Genomic DNA, 23,097 nt, shown 5'->3' with positions numbered 1-23,097 from the left:
ATTACTGCACCGTTTCGTCTTCGATGCCAAGTTCCTGCTTGATCCAGTCATATCCTTCTGCTTCAAGGCGTTCCGCTAGTTCCGCTCCACCGGATTTCACGATTTTACCCTGCATCATAACATGAACATAATCAGGTGTAATGTAGTTCAGAAGACGCTGATAGTGCGTAATCATAAGGCAGCCAAAATCTTCGCCGCGCATTTTATTGATTCCTTTTGAAACCACTTTTAATGCATCGATATCAAGACCGGAGTCGATTTCGTCAAGGATCGCAATTTTCGGCTGAATTGTCATTAATTGAAGAATTTCGTTGCGCTTTTTCTCACCGCCGGAGAAGCCTTCGTTTAAGTAACGCTGTGCCATATCCTGGTCCATTTCAAGAACGTCCATGTTTGCATCCATTTGGCGGATAAATTTCATAAGGGAAATTTCATCGCCTTCTTCACGGCGCGCGTTTACAGCTGAACGAAGAAACTCAGCGTTTGTAACACCTGTAATTTCACTCGGGTACTGCATCGCAAGGAAAAGACCTGCACGTCCGCGCTCATCTACTTCCATCTCAAGCACGTCTTCACCATCAAACGTGATCGAACCTTCTGTTACTTCATATTTTGGGTGGCCCATGATTGCAGACGAAAGAGTGGATTTACCTGTTCCGTTCGGTCCCATGATCGCATGAAACTCGCCGCCTTTGATTTCAAGGTTTACCCCTTTTAAAATTTCTTTTCCGTCGATTGAGACGTGAAGATTTTTGATTGTTAACGTTGATTGTGACATCTTTTACCCTCCGTATTCATCGGCCGAGAAAACCGATTGTGTCTATTCTCAATTTATTCTCATTACAATCTTATAACAAATGAAATTTATATTCAACTTAGGAAAACGATTAAATAAAGTATTCTCAAATAAAAGCAGAAAAACCGGTTTTACAACCGGTTTTTCTGCTTATTCATTAGGAAAGGTGATTGGTAAATTTACGATTAAAGTCAGCAACCATACGTCTTGACTGTTGATAGTCTTCCTCACGGTTCTGCTCAATATCCATTCTCACTTCATGCTTCTGATTGTACTCCGCATAGCCGACACCATGCGATGCATGCATGGCTTTTTCCATACCTTCTGTGTACTTCATATCAAGTGAGTTACTAATGGGGAATCAATCCTTTTCGTTTTTTTTTGAAGAACTGGCTTTCGTTCTCTATCCTACCAGAGTCTTGCCAGGAGGCACAAAAGCCGTATGGCTTCTTCCAGCCTTCTCACACTGGGTGAGCTTCGTTACACTCCTTTATATAACCGCTGTCTCCGAATATAAACCTTTTACGCCCAAATTCTAAATTGCCAGAAAATAAAATAGGTAAAAAAAAGCGCCTGGCTGCATACCAGGCGCTTTTTTATTATTCTGTAACCGGAACGACTGCCCCGTTCCATTCTTTTGTAATGAAGTCTTGAATTTCTTTTGATTTCAATACTTCAACCAATGCTTTGATTTTCTCTGAATTTTCATCACCCGTACGTGTAACAATCAAGTTTGCATATGGTGAATCTGTGCTTTCAATCGCAACAGAATCTTTTGTCGGGCTGATGCCGGCATCAATGGCATAGTTTGAGTTAATCACAACTGCATCGCCTTCTTCGTTATTATAAATTTGCGGAAGAAGTGCTGGCTCGTAATCGTAGTCAAACTGAAGATCTTTTGGATTTTCAGCAATATCCTCAAGTGAAGCTTGGGTCTTATCGATACCATCTTTGATTTTGATTAAACCTTCTTTTTCTAAAAGCATCAATACACGGCCATGCTCAGCAACTGAGTTACTTAGGATGATCGTAGCACCTTTTGGAAGGTCTTTCAGGCTTTTATATTTTTTTGAGTAAACAGCCATTGGCTCAAGGTGAATAGCGCCAGCATTTGCAAAGTCATATCCTTGTTCCTTCTCTTGAAGCTCAAGGTATGGGATGTGTTGGAAGTAGTTTGCATCTAAATCGCCTTCTTCAAGCGCTGTGTTTGGAAGTACATAGTCCTGGAACGTTTCAATTTGCAGGTCGTAGCCTTGTTCTTTTAAGATTGGCTTTGCCTGCTCCAAAATAACTGCGTGCGGTGTGTTAGATGCTCCAACAACAATTGTTTTATCGTCTTCAGACGAACCGCCTGAAGACGATTCCTTATCTTCCGCTTTGTCCCCGCCGCCGCAAGCTGCAAGCACAAGCATAATGGCAGCTGTTAACAAGCCTAGAAGCCATTTTTTATTCATGGTTACATTCCTCCTAAAAAATAAATATATTTTATTAGCGTTTATCAAGCTTACGGACAGCCGTATCGCCGATAAACTGGATAATAAACACGATAACTAAAATCACAATCGTTGCCATTAAAGTCACATCACTGCGGCTGCGCTGGAAACCATCCAAGAAAGCAAGGTTCCCAAGGCCCCCTGCCCCAATCACACCTGCCATTGCCGTATAGCCGACAAGAGCGATGGCTGTGACCGTTAATCCAGATATAAGAGCCGGCAGTGATTCCGGGATCAGCACTTTGCGGATGATCGTCCAAGTGGACGCTCCCATTGCGCGGGCTGCTTCAATAACGCCACGGTCAATTTCGCGAAGGGCAATCTCAACCATACGAGCGTAAAACGGTGCTGCTCCAATAATTAAAGCAGGCAGTGCCGCGTTTTCACCAATGATCGTTCCTAATAATGCTTTTGTAAATGGAATCAGCAACACGATCAGTATAATAAATGGAATCGAACGGAACACATTGACAATGACGGCGGTGATGCTGTACACTGCTTTGTTCTGCCAGAGCTGTCCTTTTGATGTTAAAAACAACAGCAGTCCAAGTAGTATTCCTAAAACAAAGGTAATCACAACAGAAATACTGGTCATATAAAGTGTTTCATAGGTTGCTTCCCACATTTTTCCCCAGTCAACATTCGGAAACCATTGTTCAATCATACTCAATCACCTCCGAATCAACTTGCTGGGCATCCAAAAAGGCGACTGCCTTGTCCACTTCAGACGAATCGCCTGTAATTTGAACAAACAGCGTGCCATACGCGCCATTTTGTGTTTGAGAAATTTTCCCCTGCAAAATGTTTACTCCGACATTAAACGAACGAATCAATTCAGTTACAACCGGCTGTTCCACCGAAACGCCTACAAATGTCAGCTTGACGATTTTTCCTTCCGGATGCTCGGTAAGGAGGTGCTGAATTGTTTCTTTTGATTCCTCTGGTTCGGTGATCTGCTGAACGAACCGCTTCGTAATTGGCTGCTCCGGACGACGGAACACATCGAGTACCGGACCAAGTTCTACGATATTACCATTTTCCATTACGGCTACCCGGTGGCAGATTTTTCGAATAACATGCATTTCGTGCGTGATAAGCACAATCGTTAATCCAAGACGCTGGTTGATATCGACAAGAAGCTCCAAAATAGAGTCCGTTGTCTGTGGGTCGAGAGCTGATGTTGCTTCGTCGCAAAGAAGCACTTTTGGATTGTTCGCAAGTGCCCGGGCAATACCGACCCGCTGTTTTTGACCGCCGGAGAGCTGTGACGGGTATGAGTCGCCACGGCCTTGAAGGCCAACGAGCTCAATTAATTCATCCACACGCTTCGTGCGTTCTGCTTTGCTAACGCCCGCAATTTCAAGAGGAAATGCAATATTCTCCCGTACGGTGCGTGACCAAAGTAAGTTGAAATGCTGAAAGATCATGCCGATTTCCTGGCGTGCTTTCCGAAGTTCAGATCCTTTGATCGTTGAGATCTTCCGCCCCGCTACGGTTACGGATCCTTCCGTCGGTGTTTCAAGCCCGTTCAACATGCGGATCAGTGTACTTTTACCTGCGCCACTGTAGCCAATCATGCCAAAAATCTCGCCTTCCTGGATGGATAAATTTATATTATCGACCGCTTTAACCGGACCATTCTTCGTTTGAAATATTTTTTTTGCCTGCTCAATAAAAATCACGGGATCACTTCCTTTCCACAAAAAAAGCCTGACTGTCACAATGACAGAAAGGCGTTTTTGACGTTTCCTTTCTCTCATCTTCCGAAACATGCTGCTTCGTGTGATTTGGCACCTTTTCCTGTAAAGACGGTTGCCGGGCGTCATCGGGCACATTCCCTCAGCCACTCTTGATAAGAGTCGTTTTAATTTATGAATGGATTTTACCACCGTCTGAATACATATGTCAACAAAACATTCTGTAATTCCGACAATATTCGACGGCCTGTTAAAGTGACCGTATTTCTTCATATATATATGGAACTGACTGAAAAGCATAAATTTTCTTTTTTAATACACTCTGCTCAAATAAAAGAAGACACGGAACGCTCTCGATCTCAAAACGATGAGCGATTTCTTCGTAATAATTTATATTGATGCGTTGGAGCGGCACATCTGTATTCATCGCTTCAACAACATCAAGCATTTTCCCTGCTACCTGGCATGTACCGCACATCGATGTATACACATAAAGAGCCGATTTAGGCTTGGCTGTATATTCCAGGATTGATTCAACTGTTTTCATTTTAATGATGTGTTCCTTCCTGCTGTAAATACTCACTGCGCACGTCAATATCAGCCCCCATTAGGAGAGCCGCTAAATAACGGTGCGGCGCCGCAGCCACTTCTTTGTACCCGCGGTCAATGTAAAGGTGCCGGGCATGAGGAAGCTCGCGCTTAAACTGCTGGCGCAGCTTTTCTCCTGATGCATCGGCATCGACTAAAATGTATACGTCCCGCTCGAATAATTGCTCTACCAAGTCATCAAGACGTGCGACGCCGATTGTTCCATTGGTGCAAATAATATCTACCGGTTCTTTTACAATTTCAGCCACCCGTTTCCGATCAGATGACCCTTCGACGATAATCGTTTTTTCTACCATCATCACCAATCACCCCGCTGCACATTATACTTCTATTGTGGCGCGTTTTCGCCTAAAATGCAAAAAAGAAGGAGGCCCGGCGGCTAATAATATGGAATAAAAGCGACATCCTTCCACTTGTGCTTTTATTTCCCGTGACATATAAGCCCCTCGCGCTGCCTGCTGCCAGCCAAAAGCAAAAAGACCGGCACGGTGCCGGTCCCCCTGTTTAGTCTTCTTTTGTCATTTCTGCGTATTGCTCTGCTGTCATTAAAGCATCAATTTGAGAAGCATCAGAAGGTTCGACAACAATCATCCATGCTTTTTCATATGGTGATTCATTCACAAATTCAGGATTGTCATCAAGCTCTTCGTTAATTTCTACCACTGTACCGCTGACAGGTGCATACAACTCAGAAACCGTTTTAACAGATTCTACGCTGCCGAATGGTTCGTTAACTGTTACTGTATCGCCAACAGACGGAAGCTCAACAAAAACAATATCACCAAGTTCTGCTTGAGCAAAATGAGTGATACCGACCCGCACTTTCCCGTCTTCTTGTTTTACCCACTCATGTTCTTCAGAATAACGCAGCTCTTTAGGTAAGCTCATGTGTATGTACCTCCAGATAAGAATAATTTCACTTTACACTTTACTGATTATGAAGATGGAAAGCAAGAAATCACTGCCATTTTTGTGCATAGTCCTCTTCTTTAAAACCTACTGTTACCTTATCATTGTCTATAGCAAGCGGGCGCTTAATGAGCATGCCATCGGAAGCAAGCAAATCAAGCAGCTCATTATCATCGGCTGTTGCGACTTTTTCTTTTAAACCAAGTTCACGGTATTTTTGGCCGCTTGTATTAAAAAACTTTTTCAGTGGAAGACCGCTTTTTTCGTACGCATCTTTTAATTCTGCTTTTGACGGCGGCGACTCCACAATATGAATGGCTTCATATGAAATATTATGCGCGTCCAGCCACTTTTTTGCATTGCGGCATGTACCGCATTTTGGATACCAGTAAAACTTCATTTCCTATCACCTCATCACATCCATTTCGACATAAGCGTCCAAAATCCTTTTTCAAAGAAATGGATTCCGGTGGACGGCCGCAGAAAGCTGCCTCAGTGTGTAGACAAAGTCTTTCGCTTTTAAAAAAGAGCCGATAAGTGAAGCCTGCCGGACTTCGCGCCTCTAAGGGCAGTGCGGAAGCCTCCTCGGCTGCGCCTGCGGGGTCTTCCGACCACTGTACTTCCCGCAGGAGTCTTCGTTCGGCAGGCTTCACTAAGTGGTATTGCAGATCAATTAAGCAAAGAGAATAGACATTTTCTCTTTTTTAAACAGAAAGATACGACCTTATCAGCTCTATACCATCTTGTCCTGAGCCCCTTGGCGGCGGAAGGGCAGCGCAGACCGGTGGAGCCGCCAGGCGAAGCTGGGCTCAGCGGCCTGCCCCATGGAAAGCGGAACTGGCTGGACGCCGTCGATCCATCCCATTCATATGCACGATCATCCATATCATTTGTCTACTGTCTGCGGCGGCAAAAAGCCGCCTCTTTTTAAAAGGAGGCGGCCGCATTTGTTACACCGTATATTTTAGGGATAAATTCAGCCTGTCGGCAGCTTCACGCTTTTTGGCAATAACATTGATAGGGGTATGGCGGCTGAGCTTACGCAGGGCAGACAGCATCATGCGTAAAGCGTCTCCGGACTCGACAGCAGTGAGCGTTTCTTTTGCATGGGCTTCTATTTCATTGAATGCTTCCTGGCAAAAAATTTCGGTATAAAGCACTTTTTGACTGTTTTTTTCTTCGCCCGACACACTGATCGCTTTTTCTGTCCGCAGCACAGCCGACTCCATCGCATACACCAGGTTTGTCAGATCCGCAATGTTGGCGAGCACTTCCTGCTCGGATTCGAGCGATGGACCATACGTTTTAGCTGCAAGCCCGGCAGCGAGCAGCGTTATTTTTTTAGCCCTTTTCACAAGCATTTTTTGTTGGTCGAGCACCTCATCTCCCGGCTCTTCCGGCAGCAGCATCATGATTTCGTCCTGCAGCTCTCTAGCCCGTTCAAAAAGCGGCAGTTCCCCTTTTATCGCTCTTTTAACCAGTGTGCCTGGCACAAGCAGCCTGTTAATTTCATTGGTCCCTTCAAAAATCCGGTTAATGCGGGAGTCCCGGTACATGCGGGCAATTTCGTATTCCTCCATAAACCCGTATCCACCGTGAATCTGCACACCTTCGTCCACCATGTAATCCAGCACCTCTGAGCCGAAAACCTTGCCAAGAGAGCATTCGACCGCGTATTCAGCGATAGAGGAAGCGACTGCTTTTCCGTTCTTTTGTTCCTCAGCCGTTAAGCCGCTCATCCGCTCTTCAAAAAGACCAACCGTCCGGTAAATGGCGCTTTCCGCTGCATACAGTTTAGCAGCCATCGTACCGAACTTTTCTTTCATGAGAGGAAACTGGGCAATAGGCGATTTAAATTGTTTTCGTTCCGCAGCATATTTCAAAGAAATATCAAGTGCCCGCTTGGCGCTTCCAACAGCGCCGACACCAAGCTTATAACGGCCAATGTTTAAAATATTAAAGGCAATGACATGCCCGCGTCCTGCTTCACCGAGCAGGTTTTGGACCGGCACCTGTGCATCTGACAAAATAAGGGTTCTCGTTGAAGAGCTTTTAATGCCCATTTTATCTTCTTCCGCTCCGGTCGATACACCTGGATATTGCTTTTCAACGATAAAAGCTGAAAAGTGTTCGCCATCAATTTTTGCATACACAATAAACACGTCTGCAAAAGCAGAATTGGTAATCCACTGCTTCTCGCCATTTAAAATATAGTGGGTTCCGGCTTCATTCAGCCGGGCAGTCGTTTTCGCCCCAAGAGCATCTGATCCAGATCCGGGTTCAGTAAGCGCATAGGCGGCAAAGCGAGTGCCGGCAGCCAGGTCCGGGAGATACGCTTTTTTTTGATCTTCATTGCCAAACAACACGATCGGCAGCGAGCCGATACCGACATGCGCTCCGTGTGAGATCGAAAATCCGCCGGCAGCGGCCAGTTTTTCTGCGATTAACGCTGAGCTTATTTTATCAAGACTTAAGCCTCCGTATTCTTCCGGTACATCTGCGGCAAGGAGCCCAAGTTCTCCTGCTTCCTGCAGCAGTTTTACCGACCGGTCAAATTCATGCTTTTCAAGAAAGGGCACCTGTGGCATGACGCTGTTTAGCACAAATTCTTCTGTTGTTTTAGCAATCATTTTCTGTTCGTCTGAAAATTCTTCCGGGGTAAATACTGCGCTGCATGGAACGTCTTCGATTAAAAAGGAACCACCTTTTGCTGCCATACCTTTTCCCCCTTTTACGTAATCCGTTCAAATACACCAGCGGCTCCCATGCCACCGCCAATACACATTGTGACTACGCCGAACTGCCCGCCGCGCCGTGCTAATTCATGGATAAGCGTTAATGTCAGCTTCGTGCCTGTACAGCCAAGCGGATGGCCAAGGGCAATCGCACCCCCGTTTACATTCACTTTATCCATATCAAGGCCTAGCGTCTGTATGACGCCAAGCGCTTGGGAAGCAAAGGCTTCGTTTAATTCAAACAAGTCAATATCTTTAAGATGAAGTCCTGCCATTTTCAAGGCTTTTGGTATAGCGGCGACTGGGCCGATGCCCATCACTTCCGGCGGTACACCTGCGACCGCAAAGGAACGAAACCTGGCAAGTGGTTTTAAGCCAAGGGCATCCGCCTGCTCCCGCTCCATGACCATGACCGCCGCGGCTCCGTCAGATGTCTGGGACGCGTTCCCTGCTGTAACAGATCCAGCGGCAGAAAAAGCAGGACGAAGCTTGGCGAGTGCTTCCATAGATGTTTCGCGGCGCACACCTTCATCCATTGAAAAAGTGACTTGCTCTTCCTGTACGCGCAAACCCTCTCCTATGTGCCTGAATGTAACGCCCACCGGTACAATTTCGTCGTTAAATTTTCCTTCGGCAATGGCGCGGCCGGCTTTTTTATGACTTTCAACAGCAAAGGCATCCTGATCTTTACGGGAAATGCCATACTTTTTGGCGACTTCTTCTGCAGTATGGCCCATGGACATATAGTACTGGGGCATTTCTTCGGCGATTTTTACGTTAAGACGAGCTACATGCCCCATCATCGGGACAAGGCTCATTGATTCCACTCCGCCGGCGATAATCGTTCGGGCATAGCCGAGCATAATCCGCTCTGCCGCATACGCAATGGACTGAAGACCGGATGAACAGTACCTGTTAATGGTTACAGCCGGAACGTCATGCGGCAGGCCGGCAAGCGCCCCAATATTCCGGGCTACATTTAACCCCTGTTCGGCCTCAGGCATCGCGCAGCCGATAATCAAATCATCAATGTCTCCGCTGTATTCTCCTGCCCGTTTTACTGTTTCCCGCACAACGAGTGCACCGAGATCGTCTGGACGTGTATGGCGGAGTGTTCCTTTTTTAGCCCGGCCGACCGGTGTCCGCGCCCCTGCTACAATCACCGCTTCTTTCACTGAAATCCCCCTTTTAGTTGCGAAGTGGCTTTCCTTTCAAGAGCATGTGCTGCATGCGCTGCTGTGTTTTCGGCAAGGCGGCCAGCTGTAAAAACGCCGCTCGCTCAAGCTCCAGCAAATACTCTTCCTCTACTTCCGTTCCAAACGGCACTCGTCCTCCGGCAATGACCCAAGCGAGTTTTTGGGCAATTTCAAAATCATGGTCGGAAATAAAACCTGCTGTGTGCATGGACCGGGCTCCCATCAGCATCGTGGCATAACCCGTTTCTCCGGTGACCGGAATTTTTTTTCGAATCGGCGCTCTATAGCCTGTATCTGCTAAGTGAAGTGCAGCTTTTTTTGCTTCATAAAGCACATGGTCGCCGTTTAAACTGATTCCGTCCGATCGATAAAGAAACCCGCGTTTGCGTGCTTCTGCTGCTGAAGTAGATACGTGTGCCAGGGCAATCGTTTCGAACGCTTTGTTTGCAGCCGCCTGCAGATCTTCCCCGGGCATTTGGTTCAAGCAGCGGATATAAAGTTCTTTATTGCCTCCTCCTCCGGGAATCAAGCCAACGCCAGCTTCAACAAGACCTATATACGTTTCATGGGCGGCCTGGATGTGGGCGGCCGGCAGGCACACTTCCGCTCCGCCGCCGAGCGTCATACCAAACGGTGCGGCTACAACAGGCTTTGGACTGTATTTAATGTTCATCATCGCCTGCTGAAACTGTTTAACGGTTGCTTCAATTTCCCAAAGGTCCTCATCCTGCGCCGCCATTAAAATAAGCGCCAGATTTGCACCAACACAAAAGTTTTTGCCCTGGTTGCCGATCACGAGGGCCTGATAGTTTTTTTCCACTTCTTCTATCGAGAGATTGATCATTTGAATAATATCGAGACCAATCGCGTTGTTCGGCGAAGTAAATTCAAGCAGCGCTGCCCCGTCGCCGATATCATGCAGCCGTGCTCCACTGTTTTCCTTGATAACAGCTGTTCCTTTTGACAAATAAATCACTTTTTTGTCCTGAGGTACAGGCTTATAGGATTTAGTCAGCGGATCGTAATAACAATCATATTTATAAAAGGAATCTTTCATTTCTTTTACCCAGGCCGGCACCTTCAGCCCTTCTGCTTCCATTCTGGCAATGGATTCGTTTCGGCCGATTTGGTCCCAGATTTCAAACGGGCCTTCCTTCCAGCCGAACCCCCACTTCATTGCCCGGTCAATCGCAACAATATCGTCGGCGATTTTTCCGGTAAGCGCTGCCGAGTAAAGAAGCGTCGGAGCAAGTACCCGCCAAAGAAAAGTGCCCGCCTCGTCTTTGGCGTACAGGAGTGTTTTCCATTTGGCCGATCCTTTTTGCTGCTTGGCACGTTCCACTGAATCCGCTTTCAATTTCTTACGTGGACCGTATTCCATCGTTTGAGCATTCAGCTCTAAAATCGTTTGCCCTTCTTTCTTAAAAAAACCCTGCCCTGCTTTTGCGCCAATCCAGCCATTTTTCTGCATTTGCACAAGCAGTTTTGGCACTGTAAATACGACTTTTTCCTCTCCATCCGCCTGTTCATATACATTTTCCGCTACATGAATAAATGTATCGATCCCCACTACATCAAGCGTACGAAAAGTTGCGCTTTTCGGCCTTCCAATGAGCGGTCCTGTAACCGAATCTGCTTCTCCGAATGAGAGATTCATTTCCTCCATGACGTGCATTGTTTTTAATAAGCCGTACGTGCCGATCCGGTTGGCAATAAAGTTAGGTGTATCTTTTGCAATCACCACTCCTTTGCCAAGGATGTTCTCCCCAACTGATTTCATAAAATCAGTCACATCCGGATTGGTACAAGGTGTGGGAATCAGTTCAAGCAGCTTTAAATACCTGGGCGGATTAAAAAAGTGTGTACCAAGAAAATGCTTTTTAAAATCCTCGCTGCGTCCTTCAGTCATCGCTTCAATCGAAATTCCGGATGTATTGGAAGAAACAATGCTTCCGGTTTTGCGATGGACATCTACAAGCGCTAAAATATCTTTTTTTACATCAAGCCGCTCAACAACCACTTCAATGATCCAGTCTGCATCCGCTAATTTGTCTGCGTCGTCTTCAAGGTTACCTGCTTTAATCAAGGCAGCATAATCTTTTAAAGCAAGCGGAGCCGGTTTTTGTCCAGACAGCTCCCGAATTGCTTTTTCGGAAAGAGAGCTGCGGTTCTTTTCACCTTCTAGTACCCGGTCAAGAAGCAAAACGGGAATGCCTGCATTGGCTAAGTGGGCAGCAATACCTGAACCCATGACTCCTGATCCGATCACAGCCGCTTTACGAATAAGCTGAATCACAAATGAGCCCCCTTTTTGAATGAATACTCATTCATTTATCTTATTTAAACTATAACGCACCCTTTTTTAAATTTCAACGGTCGCATCAATGAAATTTTTGGGTAAACTAATGGAAACATTGATAAAGTGCTTTCTTTTCGGGATAAATCCGTCAGGGACAAGCATTGTAAAAGGGTGGGACAGTCATGAGAGAAAAGATTGTACAACTGTTTGTACTGGTCATCTGTATGGGGTTAATTTATTTTTCAATTCGTTTTTATTCCAATGAGTTATCGGTTGCCTTTACGTATTTAGCTGTCGGGGTTTCCGTTTTAGTTGTCATAAATCTCCTTCTGTTTGATTCACGCGGGACCAACTCAAAGGTAGCATGGAGTGCAATTGTCCTTGCATTTCCGCTTGCCGGCGCTGTCTTGTATGCCGTATTTGGACGGGATCCAAGAAGACGGCTGCTGCCAAAGCAGGTTGTCTCGGAAACCGTTAAATTTATCACCACCATGCGTCATCTAGGAAAAGAATGGGATATATCTGACCAGCTTCCAGAGGCGAAAAATATTCGAAATATGACTGGCTTCGAGGCGATGTCTGGCAATAAAGTAGATGTTTTAACAAACGGAGATGAAACGTTTCCAGCAATTTTAGATGCGATTCGGCATGCGGAACACCACATTCATATTCAATATTATATTTTCCGGGACGATAATATTTCTATCCAAATTCGCGATGCGCTTATTGAACGGGCAAAAGCGAACGTTCACATCCGTTTTCTTTTTGACGGTCTGGGCTGTTCAAGCCTGCCAAAATCTTTTTTAAAGCCGATGCGTGATGCAGGTATTGAAGCTTATGCATTTGATTCGATTATATCCCCATGGCTCACGCGTACTGCTAACTTGCGCAACCATCGTAAAATGGTCGTTGTGGATGGGCATACCGGCTTCACAGGCGGACTGAATGTCGGTGAAGAATATTGCAGCAACGCCCCTCAATTTAAAAAGTGGCGGGACACCCATATCCGTATTCATGGACCGGCTGTTCACCAGCTTCAGGAAGCATTTATAACAGACTGGATCCACGCAACAGGAGCAAAATCATCCTTGCTTGACGAATTGAAAGAACCGTTTCGATTTGAAGCGTATTTTCCCGCAAAAGTGGATGAAGCCGATCAAATGGTGCAAACCGTTTACGGCGGCCCCTATAATGAAGAACGTGACGTCCGGGATGCGATGCTGGAAATGATTCAATCCGCTGAAAAATCAATTTGGCTTACTACTCCATACTTTGTGCCGGATGATGAAGCGCTGGCAGCTATTCGTGTAGCAGCCAGAAGCGGAAAAGACGTGCGCGTTATTGTACCGGGAAAAGGTGACAGGGCGATTTCATTTTATGGAACAAATTCTTATTTTAAAGATTTGCTTAGCGCCGGCGTAAAAGTGTTTGCTTACCGGGATGACTCGTTTACGCATGCAAAAGTACTGCTGATTGACAATGTGCATGCGATTGTGGGAACAGCAAATTTTGACGTTCGGAGCTTTCGATTAAATCATGAACTTATGACATTTATGTATAACCGGACCCCGGCTGTAGAAAAACTTGAAATTGATTTTCTCCATGACTTTGCTGATTCTGTACCCATTACTCGCGAACGCTTTGAGCACCGGACCTTCTTTAAGCGGATTGGAGAATCACTGGCCCGTCTGCTGTCTCCCATTTTATAAAAAATCGGCTGCCGGATAAAAGGCAGCCAATTTTCACTAAAACCGGAAAATGTAGTCGGTTAAGATTTCTTTAAAAGTCACTAGAGAGTCAGTATCGACATATTCGTTTTTACCGTGATGATTGGCACCGCATGGCCCAAACTCTACTGCGGGAATGTCTCGGGCAGCGTAAAAACGCGTGTCAGCCGCTCCATGCTGGCCAAACATTTGAATATTCCGTCCAGATACATGCTCCGCTGCCTGCTGAAGACGCTTAATTAATGGATGATTCGGATTCGTCTGTACCGGTTCTCCCTCGCTTAATACGCGAACCGTGCCATTGACGACCCCTTTTATTTCTTTAAGCAGCACTGCCGGGTCCTGACCGGGCAGGTACCGAATATCAAGATCCATAATACAGCAGTCCGGTACTTGGTTGATCGCCTGTCCGGCTTCAATCCGGGCAAGATTAAGCGATGGATGCTCAAAATACGGCGTACTTACGCTGAAGATCGGCAGTTCTTCAATTCGTTTGTACGTTTCAACCGCATTTAAAATTGCATTATCACCAAGCCATGGCCGGCTGCCGTGAGCGGAAACCCCTTCAATTTGGATTTCCACCTGAAGGACCCCCTTTGCCTGTACAGCAATATCAAGGTTTGTCGTTTCTCCGCAAATCACAACGTCTCCAAGCAGGCCGTGTTCAACTAAATATTTGGTTCCTTTTTGCCCGCCTTTTTCCTCATCCGGCACGAGCGCAAGCATGACCTTGCATGGCAGCTCTTCCTGCACAAGCTCTGCCATTACATGCATCATGACTGCAACCGAGCCAAGCATATCAAAGCTGCCGCGCCCGTAAAGCTTTCCTTCTGCCACATAAGGAATAAATTGATCGGGACCGGCTGGCACCACATCGAGATGGCCATTTAAAATAACAGTCGGTCCTTTCTCACCGATCACAGACACGACGCTTTTTAAGCCTTCATTATTAATCACCCTGGCATGAACGCCGTTCGCAGTCAGCCATTCGGCGCAATACTCAGCTGCTTCGTTAATCCGTTCTTTCTCCACGGTGCGGAACTCAATTAGCTTTCTTGTTAATGAGATAATGGATTCTTTCAACCGCTCCCTCTCCTTTACTGCAAAAAATCTGTTTCTATATAACTTCCTTTTGGCGTCGTAAATAAACATACAAAAAGAAGCTGAATAGAGCACTCAAGAGCGCACAGGCACCAATAAACAAATAGCCGGCCTGCATACCGCGTACAACTCCCATACCGGCGCCCGCATATTCTGTTACGGCAGTAATAATAGCGCCAATAATGACATTTCCGGAAACAGTGAAAATACCCATAATCGTAACCACAAACGTAATGGCTGTATCACTATTTTCCCGATAACGGCGGGCGATCATCGCCATGACGGTCGGATAAACAGGCGCAATGCCGATGCCGGCTGCTGCTAGTAATAAGGCACCGGGCTCACCTGCTGCAATGCCAATGAAAGTAAAAGCGGCTGAAAGGGCGCCGAATAAGATAAGCGATACAGTAAAACCGATTCGGTCCGTAATCGGTCCAAGAAACAAACGGGAAAAAGTAAAGAATAAAAAGAAAATCGCCAGCATCTGGGATGCATCCGCATTTGTCCAATCGTATGCCTTTTCCAAAAAGTTGACGAGCCAGCCGCCGACAGACATTTCAGCTACCACTCCAAATGAAAGAATCAGCACAATAAGCCACAGAACCGGGTCACGTGCAAGCATCCGAACTGGAATCCGATGTTCAGGCTGTACATCTTCCTGCGGAAACCGGCTTGCCAGAGCTGGAATCATCGGAATAAGGGAAAGCAGCATGACCGCAAGATACATTCCGCGCCAATCCAGCTCCGCTCCGCCAATGGTCAGCTTCATTAAACCTGAAGCAAGCATAGGGGCAACAATCGAACTAAGCCCATAGAAAAAATGAGCTAAGTTCATCATCATCCCTGTATTTTTTACAAACAAGCGCGCACTTAAAATAGCCAGGACAATTTCCAGCATACCGTTTCCAACGTACATAAAAAAATAAGCTCCTGCCAGGCTTGTGTAGGTGGAAGACAAATAAATAAATACACCGGAAAGGGCCATGGAGCCAAACGACAAAGCACTCATGGTCTTGATGCCCCATTTTCTCGTTAGCTGCGCGGTAAACGTGCAGGCCAGCAAATAGGCAATGGAATTAAAAGCTAACAGTGTACCGACTTGAAAAGCATCCAGATCGAAATCTGTCTGGATACGCGGCATGGCCGGCCCTTTTACATTTTCTGAAAAACCAAAAATAAGAAAGCCGACGAACACAGTCGCCAGCATAAAAGAATAATTTCGTTTCATTTTTTATCTCCTTAAAAAATCAGCAGGTACGCGGCGCCGATCATAATGCCTGCAAAGCCGGCCATCATGGCGAGAAAGGTTAGTTCCGGCAAGGTCCCTTTTGAAGCTGATTTGAGAGGTTCGGAAACTCTTTTTTCCTTCCGACCCTGCAGCTCATCCGCTTCTCTTCTCAGGTAGTCATCCGGCGTCGTTTCCGTTAAAAGCGTTTCGATGAGTGATTTTTTCATATTTCCCTCTTCTTTCAACACTTTTCCTCATTATACCAAAAAACCCGCAGTGACATCACTGCGGATTACATTAGGAGATGACTTCAATTTCTGTTCTTACTGTATCTTCTTCACCCGGCATCAGGATACGCAATCCCGTTTCTTCAGGTGAAAGGTTCATATTAAACGCATTGGTGATACATGTATAAGGCTCTGGGCAGACAAATCCTTCCTTGCCATTTCCATTGTAGATGACCCAATGTTTAAAAGAAGAGTCCGTTCGATATGTAACCGTACAGCCTGTTTCCCTATTATGCATAACGGCCTCGTTTCCTTCGTCAAAAGCTGCATACGCGTCATCAAGCGGCATGGCCTGTAAACTGATTTCTTTCATCGGCTCCCCCGGCACCTGCTCTCCTGTAGGAATCGCTTCATCCGTCAGCAGCCACTGGCTTTTTTTCGTTAAGGAAAAAGAAGAATGCTTTTCATCAAATAAAAAAGAAGTATGGTAGCCGATTCCCCATGGGAATGGTTCGTCACCATTGTTTTTAACGGTCGCTGTTTGGCGTAAAACAGCTCCGTCAAGCTCGTATGTTAACTGGATAGATGCCCCTTTATAGATCGCCGGCTGGTCAAGCTGAATCATCGTCTGGATAGTCACAACACCTTGTTCTTCTTTTTCATTCGTGACCTGCCAAGGCTGGTCGTATACAAAACCATGAATGTGATGCTTGTCAATTTCATTGATTGGAAAATGGTGCGTGATGCCGTTAAATATAAACGTACCGTTTTCAATTCGATTCGGCGGAAACAAAACCGGAATGCCATTGAGCATCGGGTTTTCAGTTAATGCCGCGAACGAATCCGGCTTCACGAGCAATTCTTTTCCCGTTTTCTTATCGATTAATGAAATCACATTGCTCCCAAATGACGGGATCATGAGAAGTTGAAGGTAATCGTTGGATGCTTGGATGGCTTCTTTTCCATCAAAAAGTACATGTTTAATCATGGTTACTCTCCTTTGCGCGCGACATCGCTGCCAGAACCTTTTGTTAACGATTTGCCCATTTCATAAGTTTTATAAACGTACTCTACAGGAAATCGCAAAATTCTAATGTTGAAACGGGCAGTCCGGCCCATCAGCCGCTGTGCAGCTTCAGCATTACCGGTCTTCAATCACAATATACGCGGCTTTAACAGGACCATGCACACCCACAACGAGGTTCATTTCAATATCAGCAGAGTTACTTGGACCGGTAATAAAATTGATGCATGACGGAATCGTCTCACCCGCCTGCACACGCCGGGAAATTTCCTGCGCTGCCTGCGTCATACGCGGTACAATCGTACTTTTCGGCACGAGGGCAATATAGTTGCGCGGAAGAAGGCTGACCGTGCGCCCTTTTCCAGCACTGGAAAACAGGACGACCGTACCGGATTCAGCAAGGGTAATATCACTGAAAGTAATACCAATGTTCGCCCGCTCTGCCTGGACGATATTTTCTCGGCCACGGGCAGCATCCCATTCGTTTACTTCCACATTACGCAATGGCCATGTTTCTTTCAGCAGCCCATCCAGGCCGAACTCCGTAAAGCGCGGGTCCTTCCAAAGGGATATCGGTCCGCCGCCGTATAAATGAACGGCCGCTTCCAATACTTCCGCCAGCTTGCTGCTGGTCGTTTCAATCAATTCAGTATGAATCAGCCGGCACTGGTCACGCAGCACATTCAATAATTCGTCCGGCGTTTTATCTGTCAGTGTTTTATCCTGCGGACGAAACTGCCAGTTTCGCTCCGGCTTCACACTTGTATTACGGCTGCGGCCAAGCTGCCTGGCCACATTGTTTAAAAAAGCTTCACGCTGATGGATCATTGTCCGCCGCCTCCTTTTTCATGCTGTTTAAACCAGTCACGGAAGCGCTCCTTATTTGGCGCCGGAAATTCCCGGATTTCTGTCCATGCTTTTAATGGTCCCGGCCCGCTTGAAATGCGGTCATTTTTCGTAAACGGCTTCATCATCGCCGCGGCCATTTTCGAGCCTGCTGCATACATAGGATTTGAAGCGGCTCCAAGCCCAAACGCTTTCATCGCAAGCTTTTCAGAAATAGGTGCGCGTCCTTCTCTTTCTACAATCACCTGCCGATGCTTGTGCAGCAGTTCATGCAGCGGAATTTTCACCGGGCAGGCGTCCGTGCAGGCCGCACAAAGCGTCGAAGCATAAGGAAGATCTTTAAAGTCATCATAGCCGCCAAGAAGCGGTGTGAGAACGGCTCCAATCGGCCCCGGATAAATTGAATTGTAGGAGTGGCCGCCAATATGGCGGTATACCGGACAGACGTTAATGCAGGCCGCACAGCGGATACACTGCAGAACGGACTGAAATTCCGTGCCTAAAATCTTAGAACGCCCGTTATCCACGATTACAAGGTGAAATTCTTCCGGTCCATCCGCATCTCCTTTCTCGCGAGGACCGGTAAGTGCTGTGATATAGCTCGTTAATTTCTGTCCGACCGCACTGCGCGTCAAGAGGCCCACAAGCACTTCAAATTCTTCAAATGTTGGTACAATCCGTTCCATGCCCATCACAGCAATTTGCGTTTTGGGCAGGTCCGACACAAGCCCTGCGTTTCCTTCGTTCGTCACAAGACCTACAGATCCAGATTCCGCAATGGCGAAGTTGCAGCCGGTAATGCCGATATCGGCTGTTAAAAATTCCTGGCGTAATGTTTCACGCGCATGAAGTGCCAGCTCTTCCGGTTTGGAAGTCATCTTATAATCTAGCTTGTCAGAAAACACATCCCGAATCTGCTCTTTGTTTTTATGGAGTGCCGGCGCAACGATGTGAGAAGGCGGATCGTGTTCATCCAGTTGCAGGATATACTCGCCAAGATCTGTCTCAATCACTTTGCAGCCTTCCTCTTCCAGCACTTGATTTAAACTGATTTCCTCTGTGACCATTGATTTAGCCTTCAGAATTTTTTTGCCGCCATTCGCGTTTACGACTTCACGGATATACCCAGTCGCTTCGTCTGCCGTTTCGGCAAAAAACACATGCCCGCCGCGCTTTTGAAGGTTCTCGGCCAGCTCGTGCAGATAGTAATCCAGATTATTTAACACATGCTTGCGGATTTCTTCTCCGTGTGAACGCCATTCTTCCCAGTTTCCAAGCTCTTCTGCCGCATCAAGCCGGCGTGTGCGGAGCCGTTCCTGTGCGCCCGCTACCGCACCTCGCATAAAGGTATCTTCCATGTTTTTGTTGACGTTTTCTTTAAATTTGCCTTCTCCGATTTTCATTGCCATGCTGTTTCCCCCCTCACCGGCTGTTTAACACTTCCGCGATATGCATCACGCGGATTGGTTTTCCTCTTCGTTCTATACGTCCGCCGATATTCATCAGGCAGCCGCCGTCGGCTCCAATTAAAAAGTCGGCTCCTGTCTGCTCGGCCGAGTCGACTTTTTCATCGACCATCTGCTCTGAAATATTGCCCATCTTCACGGAAAACGTGCCGCCAAAGCCGCAGCAGTTATGCGCATTTGGCAGTGGTTCAAAGCGAAGCCCTTCCACATTTTGAAGCAGAGTCATTGGCGCATCTTTTACACCAAGAAGCCGTGTCATATGGCAGGACGGGTGATAGGTCGCCACACCGTTTAGCTTTGCACCTACGTTTTCCACTCCTAATACATGGACGATAAATTGGGTCAGCTCATAGGTTTTTGCGGCCAATCGTTCCGCGCGCGGACGCCAGATGGGATCATCATAAAAAATATGCTGGTATTCTTTAAACATCGTGGCACAGGATCCGGATGGAGTTACGACGACCTCCGCGTTCTCAAATGTCGTAATCATTTTTTTCATGGCATCTTTTGATTCTTCAACATATCCCGAGTTGTAAGCCGGCTGTCCGCAGCAGACCTGCCCCATCGGAAATTCAATGTTGCAGCCAAGGCGTTCCAGCACTTCTACCGTTGCTTTGCCTACATCGGCCTGGAACATGTCAACGATGCACGTAATAAAAAGTGTAACCTTCACGTTGCTTCACCCCGAAAGTAAGGTCATCAGATGACCTGTTTATTAGATTACTTATAATCATACTACAAACGCTTTCATTTTCCAAGGTTTTCTTCTGATAGAGAGAAAGCCGGTACAGTGCGGCTTTTCCTCTATGTGATGTTCAGATGCTCGCGTAGAACAGATTCAACATAATCAAGATGGACTGTCATGGCTTTCCTGGCCGCTTCTGTTTTTTTGGACTGAATCGCCTTTAAAATCGCTTCATGCTGCTGATTCAGCTGTTCAACAGTAGCACTCGCTTCATATAAACAAATACGGCGCGTTTCCCGCATCGATTCAGCTGTCATGTCCGAAACATGATTCATTAAGCTTAACAAAAGATCATTGCCGGCCGCTTTCGCAACAGCTAAGTGAAAAGCAAGGTCTGCTTCCTCTCCTCGCTCAGCATCTCCAGAATGAGTAACCATATCAGAAAGAGCACGCTGCATCCCTTCTATGTCTGCCTGAGTACGCCGCGCTGCTGCAGAGGCGGCAATGCCTGTTTCCAAAATCTTACGCACTTCCATTAACTGCTGCAGATCTTCTTTATTCATCAGCAGGGCGCTTTGAAGAGGAAAAGCAATATCTCCCGGTTCAAATGCATTCACATATGTGCCTTCTCCCTGCCGCATTTCAATGAGCCCCATCGCCCTAAGAGATGTGAGTGCTTCCCTAATAGCAGATCTGCCGACTTGAAAGCTTTCGGCCAGCTGCTGGACAGAATCAAGCTTTTCACCTGGCTTTAAGTCTCCTGAACGAATCGACTCAAGCAGCGTATCTGCCACTTCTTCATATATTTTTTTCGGTTTAATTTGTTTATATTTCAATGCTTCTTTCACCTCTTCTCCCATTATAAACGTTCTCTTTAAAAATTTTTATTGATTTTTTGAAAACTTTGCCACTATAATCAAAACAGGTCATCAGATGACCTAATCATTTCCATAAAATTAATTGAAATCGCTTACTAAGGAAGGGGGCGACAAATGATCTTTAGCTTTTTCGCACTTTTTGTGTTTTAGTTTGTCAATCGTGGGTTCATATGGCTGGTGGATTGTAAGGTACCTTTCCATCATGCTGGTTACTTTGTTCATTTTGTATACTAAAATTCACCTTACTTATACTTCCTTAATTAAATTTTTCTCGGTACATAATCATCCGTGTGTTTGCGTGATCATGACCTTGCCTTGGATTCACGAGATTAATGCCTGTTTTATCACACAAACTGGCTGTTTTTTTGTCTCGGAAAAGGTGTTTTAGATTAATGACCATTTAATTTGAAAATGAGGTGTTATATATGATATGGACACAAAACTTTACGCCAGTTGGGGGAAGTTTATTATGGTCTTCTCTAGCAGCGTTAACTCCCATTTTGTATTTCTTTTGGGCGTTAGCTATTAAACGCATGAAGGGCTATGTAGCAGGTATTACAACCCTGCTTGTAGCACTAGCTGTAGCGATATTCATTTATGGAATGCCTGCCGGTACGGCGGTAATGTCCACGACCCAAGGAGCTGTTTATGGCATACTGCCAATCGGCTGGATCATTATTACTTCCGTTTTCCTGTACAAATTAACCGTAAAGACCGGTCAATTTGATATTATTCGTAATTCTGTACTGTCTATTACGGAAGATCGCCGTTTACAAGCCCTTTTAGTGGCTTTCTCATTTGGCGCTTTTCTTGAAGGAGCAGCAGGTTTCGGTGCGCCAGTTGCGATTTCAGCTGCACTGCTGGTTGGACTTGGCTTTAATCCTTTGTACGCAGCCGGTATTTGCTTATTGGCAAATACTGCACCGGTTGCTTTTGGTGCTATTGGTATTCCCATTACAGCCATGGAAGGACCAACAGGTGTTCCAGCAATGGAAATCTCCAAAATGGTCGGACGCCAGCTTCCGCTTATATCCGTTTTTATTCCGTTTTATTTAGTTGTCATTATGGTTGGATTTAAAAAATCTCTTGAAGTGATGCCAGCTATTTTAGTTTCAGGTATATCCTTTGCCGTCACACAATATATCAGTTCAAATTTTTTAGGCCCTGAACTTCCGGATATTTTATCTGCATTGGTTTCGTTATTCGCCTTAGCAATCTTCTTGAAATTTTGGAAGCCGAAGAACGTCTTTCGTTTTCAATCTGAAGCTGAAGTAGCGGCTTCCACTACAAATGCCCATGCTTCAAAAAAATATACAAAGGGTGAAGTGTTTAAAGCCTGGTCTCCTTTTTTAATTTTAACATCATTTATTTGTGTTTGGGGCATTCCACAAGTTAAAAGTGCGTTAACCGGTCACTACGAAGGAACGAACAGCGTTTTGAAAACCATTAATTCGATTGGCCATCCGCTAACATTCCTTCCTGAAGTTCCGGGCTTAAATAACTTGATTTTAAACGGAAACAGTGAACCTATTCCTGCTGTGTACAAACTAGAAATATTGGGTGCGGCAGGTACAGCTATTCTTTTATCAGCTATTGTTACGAAATTTATTGTGAAAATTTCATGGAAAGAATGGGTCAAATCATTCACTGAAACTTGCAATGAGTTAAAATTTCCAATCCTGACTATTATGGCAGTAGTAGGCTTCGCTTACGTGACAAACTCTTCTGGCATGAGTACAACACTTGGGATGTTATTAGCTAAAACAGGGGCATTATTCCCTTTCTTCTCCCCTGTATTGGGATGGCTCGGTGTATTTATTACAGGTTCTGATACATCAGCAAACCTATTATTCGGCAACTTACAAAAAATCACTGCAACATCCATTGGAATGGACCCGCTTCTAGCACTGGCAGCGAACTCTTCCGGCGGTGTAACGGGAAAAATGATTTCTCCTCAATCTATCGCAGTAGCTTGTGCAGCTGTAGGATTGGCAGGCAAGGAAGCTGACTTATTTCGCTTTACTGTGAAACATAGTATATTCCTGCTTCTGATTATTTGTATTCTAACGTACTTGCAATCCAACATATTATCGTGGATGATTCCATAATTTCATTTTCATTCATTATGATCTAAGCCACTCTATTCGGTGCCTTTTACATGAATAGAGTGGCCTTTTCTCT

At 45.8% G+C, this 23,097-nt stretch carries 22 protein-coding genes and 1 riboswitch; of the genes, 2 read left to right on the top strand and 20 right to left on the bottom strand.

The genetic code is table 11. From position 1 onward, the window contains the following. Position 1 precedes the first annotated feature (1 nt). The 12 genes from sufC to RRU94_RS12375 form a co-directional block, all read right to left on the bottom strand. Positions 2-778, bottom strand: a complete 777-nt coding sequence (gene sufC, locus RRU94_RS12430) for a Fe-S cluster assembly ATPase SufC (protein ID WP_251269790.1) — start codon at positions 776-778, stop codon at positions 2-4. Between the two features lie 175 nt (positions 779-953). Further along, positions 954-1,133, bottom strand: coding sequence for a YuzK family famiily protein (locus RRU94_RS12425; RefSeq protein ID WP_242234064.1), 180 nt, complete (start codon positions 1,131-1,133; stop codon positions 954-956). A gap of 262 nt (positions 1,134-1,395) precedes the next feature. Then, positions 1,396-2,250, bottom strand: a complete 855-nt coding sequence (locus tag RRU94_RS12420; protein ID WP_315694612.1) for a MetQ/NlpA family ABC transporter substrate-binding protein — start codon at positions 2,248-2,250, stop codon at positions 1,396-1,398. Positions 2,251-2,284: 34 nt separating this feature from the next. After that, on the bottom strand, positions 2,285-2,953 hold the full coding sequence (locus RRU94_RS12415; RefSeq protein WP_315694611.1) for a methionine ABC transporter permease: 669 nt from the start codon (positions 2,951-2,953) through the stop codon (positions 2,285-2,287). Beyond that, complete coding sequence (locus RRU94_RS12410) at positions 2,946-3,971, bottom strand: methionine ABC transporter ATP-binding protein (protein ID WP_251269793.1); 1,026 nt, start codon at positions 3,969-3,971, stop codon at positions 2,946-2,948. The genes RRU94_RS12415 and RRU94_RS12410 overlap by 8 nt, the downstream gene beginning before the upstream one ends. 71 nt (positions 3,972-4,042) lie before the next feature. Continuing rightward, a riboswitch (SAM riboswitch) is annotated at positions 4,043-4,148 on the bottom strand. An 88-nt stretch (positions 4,149-4,236) separates the two neighbouring features. Further along, positions 4,237-4,533 carry a thioredoxin family protein gene (locus tag RRU94_RS12405; protein WP_315694608.1) on the bottom strand — a complete coding sequence of 99 codons (297 nt, stop codon included), beginning with the start codon at positions 4,531-4,533 and terminating at the stop codon, positions 4,237-4,239. 1 nt (position 4,534) lies between these two features. Then, entirely contained in the window at positions 4,535-4,897 is a 363-nt protein-coding gene (locus tag RRU94_RS12400) for a toprim domain-containing protein (RefSeq protein WP_315694607.1), read from the bottom strand. A gap of 202 nt (positions 4,898-5,099) precedes the next feature. Next, positions 5,100-5,483 (bottom strand): glycine cleavage system protein GcvH, encoded by a 384-nt coding sequence (gene gcvH, locus RRU94_RS12395; protein ID WP_251269796.1) that lies wholly within the window; start codon positions 5,481-5,483, stop codon positions 5,100-5,102. A 70-nt stretch (positions 5,484-5,553) separates the two neighbouring features. Continuing rightward, positions 5,554-5,904, bottom strand: coding sequence for an arsenate reductase family protein (locus RRU94_RS12390; protein ID WP_315694606.1), 351 nt, complete (start codon positions 5,902-5,904; stop codon positions 5,554-5,556). A 550-nt stretch (positions 5,905-6,454) separates the two neighbouring features. Then, positions 6,455-8,221: an acyl-CoA dehydrogenase family protein gene (locus RRU94_RS12385; protein WP_315694605.1), complete on the bottom strand. Its 1,767-nt coding sequence runs from the start codon at positions 8,219-8,221 to the stop codon at positions 6,455-6,457. 14 nt (positions 8,222-8,235) lie between these two features. Continuing rightward, positions 8,236-9,414 carry an acetyl-CoA C-acetyltransferase gene (locus tag RRU94_RS12380; RefSeq protein ID WP_315694604.1) on the bottom strand — a complete coding sequence of 393 codons (1,179 nt, stop codon included), beginning with the start codon at positions 9,412-9,414 and terminating at the stop codon, positions 8,236-8,238. Between the two features lie 13 nt (positions 9,415-9,427). Then, positions 9,428-11,731: a 3-hydroxyacyl-CoA dehydrogenase/enoyl-CoA hydratase family protein gene (locus RRU94_RS12375; protein WP_315694603.1), complete on the bottom strand. Its 2,304-nt coding sequence runs from the start codon at positions 11,729-11,731 to the stop codon at positions 9,428-9,430. 185 nt (positions 11,732-11,916) lie between these two features. On the opposite strand from RRU94_RS12375, the gene cls reads away from it, so the two are divergent. Next, positions 11,917-13,443, top strand: a complete 1,527-nt coding sequence (cls, locus tag RRU94_RS12370; protein WP_315694602.1) for a cardiolipin synthase — start codon at positions 11,917-11,919, stop codon at positions 13,441-13,443. Between the two features lie 36 nt (positions 13,444-13,479). Here the strand turns inward: cls and RRU94_RS12365 are convergent, their stop codons facing one another. The 8 genes from RRU94_RS12365 to RRU94_RS12330 all read right to left on the bottom strand — a co-directional run bounded on the left by RRU94_RS12365 (position 13,480) and on the right by RRU94_RS12330 (position 20,874). Next, the gene (locus tag RRU94_RS12365) at positions 13,480-14,544 is read right to left on the bottom strand and encodes a M20 family metallopeptidase (protein ID WP_315694601.1); all 1,065 of its coding nucleotides are present in this window, start codon (positions 14,542-14,544) and stop codon (positions 13,480-13,482) included. A gap of 34 nt (positions 14,545-14,578) precedes the next feature. Beyond that, a complete protein-coding gene (locus tag RRU94_RS12360; protein WP_315694600.1) occupies positions 14,579-15,790 on the bottom strand; it encodes an MFS transporter in 1,212 nt (403 codons plus the stop codon). An 11-nt stretch (positions 15,791-15,801) separates the two neighbouring features. Then, a complete protein-coding gene (locus RRU94_RS12355; protein ID WP_315694599.1) occupies positions 15,802-16,017 on the bottom strand; it encodes a hypothetical protein in 216 nt (71 codons plus the stop codon). 70 nt (positions 16,018-16,087) lie between these two features. Then, a complete protein-coding gene (locus RRU94_RS12350) occupies positions 16,088-17,005 on the bottom strand; it encodes an aldose 1-epimerase (protein WP_315694598.1) in 918 nt (305 codons plus the stop codon). A 153-nt stretch (positions 17,006-17,158) separates the two neighbouring features. Next, positions 17,159-17,869 carry a LutC/YkgG family protein gene (locus RRU94_RS12345; protein ID WP_315694596.1) on the bottom strand — a complete coding sequence of 237 codons (711 nt, stop codon included), beginning with the start codon at positions 17,867-17,869 and terminating at the stop codon, positions 17,159-17,161. Further along, positions 17,866-19,296 (bottom strand): LutB/LldF family L-lactate oxidation iron-sulfur protein, encoded by a 1,431-nt coding sequence (locus RRU94_RS12340; protein ID WP_315694594.1) that lies wholly within the window; start codon positions 19,294-19,296, stop codon positions 17,866-17,868. Before RRU94_RS12340 ends, RRU94_RS12345 begins: the two co-directional genes overlap by 4 nt. Before the next feature lie 13 nt (positions 19,297-19,309). Continuing rightward, entirely contained in the window at positions 19,310-20,026 is a 717-nt protein-coding gene (locus RRU94_RS12335) for a (Fe-S)-binding protein (RefSeq protein WP_315694593.1), read from the bottom strand. A 131-nt stretch (positions 20,027-20,157) separates the two neighbouring features. After that, positions 20,158-20,874 carry a FadR/GntR family transcriptional regulator gene (locus tag RRU94_RS12330; protein ID WP_315695940.1) on the bottom strand — a complete coding sequence of 239 codons (717 nt, stop codon included), beginning with the start codon at positions 20,872-20,874 and terminating at the stop codon, positions 20,158-20,160. Positions 20,875-21,341: 467 nt separating this feature from the next. On the opposite strand from RRU94_RS12330, the gene RRU94_RS12325 reads away from it, so the two are divergent. Beyond that, the gene (locus RRU94_RS12325) at positions 21,342-23,024 is read left to right on the top strand and encodes an L-lactate permease (protein WP_315694592.1); all 1,683 of its coding nucleotides are present in this window, start codon (positions 21,342-21,344) and stop codon (positions 23,022-23,024) included. Positions 23,025-23,097: the final 73 nt, after the last annotated feature.

This window comes from Domibacillus sp. DTU_2020_1001157_1_SI_ALB_TIR_016, from assembly GCF_032341995.1.
In the GTDB taxonomy this organism is placed as follows: domain Bacteria; phylum Bacillota; class Bacilli; order Bacillales; family Domibacillaceae; genus Domibacillus; species Domibacillus indicus_A.
Note: the sequence above shows the minus strand (reverse complement) of the source record. Positions and strands in the feature narration are given on the sequence as shown.